Source organism: Pseudomonas caspiana (assembly GCF_002158995.1).
GTDB lineage: Bacteria > Pseudomonadota > Gammaproteobacteria > Pseudomonadales > Pseudomonadaceae > Aquipseudomonas > Aquipseudomonas caspiana.
Genome location: NZ_LOHF01000029.1, coordinates 36,662 through 42,822 on the forward strand (window position 1 = coordinate 36,662; position 6,161 = coordinate 42,822).

Sequence of the window (6,161 nt, forward strand, 5' to 3'; positions counted from 1 at the left end):
ACTCGTCCCCAAAAAAATAATGATCGGGAGTCGCCTCAGTGAACACAGTCCATAGTCCAACGGACGCCTCAGCGCTTGCCCGGGCAGCCGCCAAGGTCAAGCGCCACGTCCTGCCCCTGTTCGTCATCATGTTCATCGTCAATTACATTGACCGGGTGAACATCGGCTTCGTCCGTAGCCATCTGGAAACCGATCTGGGCATAGGCGCAGCCGCTTATGGTCTGGGTGCCGGGCTATTCTTCGTTGGTTACGCGATTTTCGAAGTGCCTTCCAACATGCTGCTGCAACGTTACGGCGCTCGCGCCTGGCTGACGCGGATCATGTTCACCTGGGGCGTGGCAGCAATGGCCATGGCTTTCGTGCAAGGCGAAACCAGCTTCTACGTACTGCGCTTTATCCTTGGCGCGGCTGAAGCGGGCTTCTTCCCCGGCATCATTTATTACTTCACGCAGTGGCTGCCAGGTGCTGATCGCGGCAAGGCCATGGCGATCTTCCTCAGTGGCTCGGCCATCGCGTCAGTCATCTCCGGACCGGTTTCGGGCGCTCTGCTGCACATCAGCGGCATGGGCATGCACGGCTGGCAGTGGATGTTCCTGATCGAAGGCTTCGCTTCTGTAGTGCTCTGCGCCTTTGTCTGGTTCTGGCTGCAATCACACCCCAGCGAAGCGAAGTGGCTGACCACTGAAGAAAAAGATGCGCTGATTGGCGCCATTGCCGAGGAGCAGCGTGAACGCGAAGCCTCGCAGACCATCAAGCCGTCGATGTTCAAGCTACTGGCTGACAAACAGATCGCGCTGTTCTGCTTCATCTACTTCTCCATCGCCCTGACTATTTATGGCGCCACCTTCTGGCTGCCAAGCATGATCAAGAAGATGGGCAACCTGGGCGACTTCCAGGTCGGCCTGTTCAACTCGATCCCGTGGATCATTTCGATCATCGCCATGTATGGCTTTGCGGCCATGGCCAGCAAATGGAAATACCAGCAGGCGTGGGTCGCGGTGACCTTGGTGATCGCTTCGTTCGGCATGTTCATGTCCACCACAGGCGGTCCGGTCTTCGCGTTCGTCGCCATCTGCTTTGCCGCGATTGGTTTCAAAGCGGCTTCGGCATTGTTCTGGCCAATCCCGCAAGGTTATCTGGATGCACGAATTGCTGCGGCAGTGATCGCCCTGATCAATTCCATCGGCAACCTCGGCGGCTTCGTCGCGCCCACCGCGTTTGGCTTCCTTGAGCAAACCACCGGCTCCATCGAAGGCGGTTTGTATGGCCTGGCGATTACTTCACTCGTCGCCGCAGTGGTGATCTTTTTCGCCCGCACCAAGCCTCGCGGCGATGCGCCAAGCGTGCTCGGCGGCGGCAAGCCTGACGACACCGACGCGAAAAAAAACATGAATAAGCCTCAAGCCCTGACATCGGGAGCAGCCTCTTGAAAATCAAACGCGTAACCGTCACCCCAATTGCCTTTCGCGATCCGCCCCTGCTCAACGCCAGCGGCATTCACGAACCCTTTGCGCTGCGCTCAATCATCGAAATTGAAAGCGACAACGGCTACATCGGTTTGGGCGAAAGCTACGGCGATGCTCCGGCGCTGGCGATTCAGCAACAACTGCAGAACCAGTTGATCGGCCTTGATCCTTTCAACCTCAACCAGTTGCGCACCATTGTGCAGGCGACGGTGGCGGCCAATAAACCGGCGAGCATTGCCGGTGCCGAACTGGCCCCCGGCTCCCACGCCAGCAAAGCGGTAAGTAATGCTTATTCGGCCTTTGAAGTCGCGTTTCTGGATTTGCAGGCGCATTACCTGAACGTGCCACTGGTAGATCTGTTGGGCGGCGCGATCCGTGACGAAATTCCGTTCAGCGCCTATCTGTTCTTCAAGTACGCGCAGCATGTGGATTCGCCCTACAAGCCGGACAATTGGGGCGAAGCCCTGAACGAGGAGCAGATCGTTGCTCAGGCCCGGCGGATGATCGAGGAGTACGGTTTCAAGAGCATCAAACTCAAGGCTGGCACCCTGCCGCCGGAGCATGAAGTGTCCTGTATCAAGGCGCTGAAGAAAGCCTTCCCCGGCTACCCGCTGCGTATCGACCCTAACGGTAACTGGTCGCTGGAAACGTCGATTCGCATGGCCGAGTTGCTGGGCGACGATCTGCAGTATTACGAAGACCCGACGCCGGGTCTTGAGGGCATGTCCGAGCTGCACAAACGCACCGGCTTGCCGCTGGCGACCAACATGGTGGTAACGGACTTTGATGAGTTCCGCCGCAGCGTTGCGCTCAACAGTGTGCAGATTGTGCTCGCCGACCACCATTACTGGGGCGGCCTGCGTGACACGCAAGCGCTGGCGAAAATGTGTGACACCTTCGGACTTGGGGTTTCGATGCACTCCAACTCGCACCTGGGCATCAGCCTGATGGCGATGGCGCATGTGGCGGCGTCAGTACCGAATCTGGATTACGCCTGCGATACCCACTACCCGTGGCAGGAACCGGACGAGGAAGTGATCAAGGGCGGCAAGCTGCCAATCGTCGATGGCTGCGTGAAAATCACCCGCGCACCCGGACTTGGGCTGGAGCTGGATCGGGATCAACTGGGCAAGCTGCATGACCAGTATTTGACCTGCGGCATCCGCCAGCGCGATGACGTGAAACAGATGCAACGCTACAAGCCGGAATGGAAGGCGGTCAAGCCGCGGTTCTGATCTAAGCAGAGTTACCAGACAAACCTTTAGCCCGGACACTCCCCCTGTGCCGGGCTTTTTTTGCCATCGACGCCGATCCCCGGACTCCGATCCCCGTAGGAGCTGCCGAAGGCTGCGAATCGCGGTATGTCAGATAAATCGCTTTCGCAGCCTTCGGCAGCTCCTACAAAGTCGGCTTCTCACGCCAACGCAGGCGCAGCCATTCTCACATCCCGACGCGCCAGCACCAGGTAGAACACGCCGCCCAGGAAGCAACCGGTAAACCAGGCAAAATTGACGATAGGCTTGAACCACGGCACGAAGGTGAACAGCAGACCGATCAGCGTCGCGGCCAGCAATGCTTTGATGGCGACGGGGTTGAAGCCGTTGGTGTACCAGTAGCGGCCAGTCGGGGTGTCGTCGAACAGTGCGTCCACATCGATGTGTTGTTTTTTGATCAGGTAGAAATCCACCAGCAAGATGCCGAACAGCGGGCCAATAAAGGCGGCCAACACGTCCAGGGTGTAGTGGATCACTTCAGGGTTGTTGAAGAGGTTCCACGGGGTGATGAAGATCGAGGCCACTGCCGCGATCATACCGCCCGCACGCCAGCTGATTTTGCTCGGAGCGCAGTTGGCAAAGTCGAAAGCCGGGGACACGAAGTTGGCCACGATGTTGATGCCGATGGTCGCCGTCACGAAGGCAAACGCACCCAGCAAAACGGCAACGGTGTTATCGATACGGGCCACGGTAGCGATTGGATCGTGGATCATTTCACCAAACACCGGCAAAGTGCCGGAGACGATCACGACCGTCACCAGCGAGAACGCCAGGAAATTCACCGGCAAGCCCCAGAAGTTTCCGCGTTTGACGTCAGCCATGCTCCGGCAATAACGGCTGAAATCACCGAAGTTCAAGGTAGGCCCGGAGAAGTACGACACCACCAACGCCGTTGCCATGACCACCTGGCCGAATGCTTCCCAGCCACTCAGGGACTTTTCCGACAGGGTAAAGCTGATGTTGCTCCAACCCGCTTTCCAGACAATCCAGCCCGCCAGCAGGAACATGACCGCGTAGACCACCGGCCCCGCCCAGTCGATAAAGCGGCGAATCGAATCCATGCCGCGCCAGAACACGATGGCTTGCAGCACCCACAAGGTCAAAAAGCCCATCCAGCCGAGATACGACAGACCGGCAAATTGCACCTGAGCGAGACTTTCCATCGACGGGAAGAAGCGCAGCACCACGATGACCAGCGCGCTGGACGCCAGATAGGTTTGCACCCCGTACCAGGCGACTGCGATCAAGCCGCGAATCACCGCTGGAATGTTTGCGCCGAATACACCGAATGCCAGACGGCAAATCACCGGATAAGGCACCGCAGCCTGCTGACTCGGCTTGGCGAGCAGGTTGGCGATGACCTGAATGATGCAGATCCCGACGAGCAGCGCGATCAACACCTGCCAACTGGCCAGGCCCAGCGCGAACAGGCTGGCGGCAAAGACGTAACCGCCGACGCTGTGCACGTCGCTCATCCAGAACGCGAAGATGTTGTACCAGGTCCACTTTTGCTTAACCGGGCCAAGATCTTCGTTGTACAAGCGAGGGCTGTAGCCCTTTGGAATTTCTGGATTCATCGCACGCACTCTCCCTTGATCGATGCCGCTCCGGAGACTGCATACGGAGGCTGGCGTTATTTGTATACGATCTGAAAGGCATGATGCATGCCAAACTGCTGGAATCGGCTTATAGCGCCGGTGTTAGAGGCGTTCAGCAGGATAGAAAAAATCTCAGACGCCCCAGCAAATGCTCGATTAAAGTGCATAAATGCGCACTGACAGTGCATACAATCATGGTTTCGGCACGCCAAGTGAGTGATGGCAAACCGCACAGAGTTTGTATACGATCAGCTTCACACTTACCGGTTAAAGCGGCCTTATGAATCCTCTCTTCCTCGCCAGCCCTGCCACGAGCGATTCAACGCTGAGTCGCGATGAACAGATCTATCAGGACATTCTTGAAGCCATCGTCGAGCACCGGTTGTTGCCGGGCACACGCTTGCCGGAAGATGCCTTGGCTGAAGTGTTCGCCATCAGCCGCACGGGTATTCGCAAAGTCCTGCAGCGGCTGGCACTGGAGCGACTGGTGACGTTGCGCACCAACCGTGGGGCAGAAGTCGCTCAACCGACCGCTAAAGAAGCCCAGGATGTATTCGCCGCGCGCCAGTTGATCGAGCCTGCGCTGATGCCTGCCGTGGCCGAGCAGATTGATGCCGCGCAACTGAAGACGCTGCGTACTCTGGTCAATGAGGAGCACGAGGCCCAGCGCGAAGGCTTGCACAGCAAAGCTATTCAGTTGTCTGCGCGCTTTCACGTGCAGTTGATCGCGCTTGCCGACAATCAGGTGCTGACCGAACAGGTTGCCCAGTTGACCACCCGCTCGTCGCTGATCATCGCGGTTTACGGTTCGCGGCACAGTGTTGGCTGCGACTGTGGCGACCATGAAGAACTGCTTGGGCTGCTCGAAGAAGGCAAAGGCGCTTCGGCTGCGCAGTGGATGGGCAAGCATCTGGCAAGTATCCGCGCCAGCTTGCAGGTCGATCAGGTGACGCCGGTTGAGCCGGACTTCAAAACCATTTTCAAGCGTTGATCCGCGAGTCGAGCCTTACATGAAAATCCAGGTCATCAATCCCAACACCAGCCAGAGCATGACGGCGAGCATCGGCCGCGCCGCTCGCGCAGTGGCACGTCCCGACACAGAAATCATCCCCTGCTGCCCGGATGCCGGCCCGGAATCCATCGAGGGCCATTTCGACGAGGCCATCGCGGCCGTCGGTGTGCTCGAAGAAGTCCGCAAAGGCGTTGCTGCGGGATACGACGCGCACATCATCGCCTGCTTCGGCGACCCAGGCCTGTTGGCGGCACGGGAATTGGCGCGCGGTCCGGTGATCGGCATTGCCGAAGCGGCCTTCCATGTCGCCAGCCTGATCTGCACACGCTTTGCTGTGGTCACCACGCTGACCCGCACCCGAATCATCGCCGAGCATCTGTTGCGCAACTACGGCATGACCGAGCATTGCACGTCTGTGCGTTGCGTCGATGTGCCGGTGCTTGAGCTGGAAAGCATGGGTGAGCAAGCCTTGGCAGAACGCATCGCCGAACAGGCAATGCAGGCCCGGGATAACGAAGGTGCGGGGGCGATTATTCTCGGTTGCGGTGGCATGGCGGACTTGCCGGGGTTGGTCAGTGAATTGATGGGTTTGCCGGTGGTTGATGGTGTCGCTGCGGCTGTGAAACTCGCCGAGGCGCTTGGCGAACTGGGGTTAGCCACCAGCAAGCATGGGGATCTGGCCTTTCCGCTGGCCAAAAGCTTTACCGGTCGGTTTGCGCATTTCGGCCGTTAACCAGGCCCACCTCCCATCAAAAAAGCAAGTTACTGATTTCAATGCTTTTCTGTAGGAGCTTACGAGCCCCGCGAGGCA

Annotated in this window: 5 protein-coding genes; 4 read left to right on the forward strand and 1 reads right to left on the reverse strand. The window is 58.3% G+C overall.

The features are described from left to right. The first annotated feature begins 38 nt into the window (after positions 1-38). Both AUC60_RS24410 and AUC60_RS24415 read left to right on the forward strand, forming a co-directional pair. Positions 39-1,430, forward strand: a complete 1,392-nt coding sequence (locus AUC60_RS24410; protein ID WP_087273719.1) for an MFS transporter — start codon at positions 39-41, stop codon at positions 1,428-1,430. Then, the gene (locus AUC60_RS24415; RefSeq protein WP_087273722.1) at positions 1,427-2,701 is read left to right on the forward strand and encodes a glucarate dehydratase family protein; all 1,275 of its coding nucleotides are present in this window, start codon (positions 1,427-1,429) and stop codon (positions 2,699-2,701) included. Before AUC60_RS24410 ends, AUC60_RS24415 begins: the two co-directional genes overlap by 4 nt. A gap of 179 nt (positions 2,702-2,880) precedes the next feature. On the opposite strand, the gene AUC60_RS24420 is transcribed toward AUC60_RS24415, so the two are convergent. Further along, on the reverse strand, positions 2,881-4,317 hold the full coding sequence (locus AUC60_RS24420) for an NCS1 family nucleobase:cation symporter-1 (protein ID WP_087273724.1): 1,437 nt from the start codon (positions 4,315-4,317) through the stop codon (positions 2,881-2,883). 301 nt (positions 4,318-4,618) lie between these two features. Here AUC60_RS24420 and AUC60_RS24425 point away from each other — a divergent pair, with 301 nt between their 5' ends. Both AUC60_RS24425 and AUC60_RS24430 read left to right on the forward strand, forming a co-directional pair. Beyond that, positions 4,619-5,329, forward strand: coding sequence for a GntR family transcriptional regulator (locus AUC60_RS24425; protein ID WP_087273726.1), 711 nt, complete (start codon positions 4,619-4,621; stop codon positions 5,327-5,329). A 19-nt stretch (positions 5,330-5,348) separates the two neighbouring features. Beyond that, positions 5,349-6,083: an aspartate/glutamate racemase family protein gene (locus tag AUC60_RS24430; RefSeq protein ID WP_087273728.1), complete on the forward strand. Its 735-nt coding sequence runs from the start codon at positions 5,349-5,351 to the stop codon at positions 6,081-6,083. Positions 6,084-6,161 lie beyond the last annotated feature (78 nt).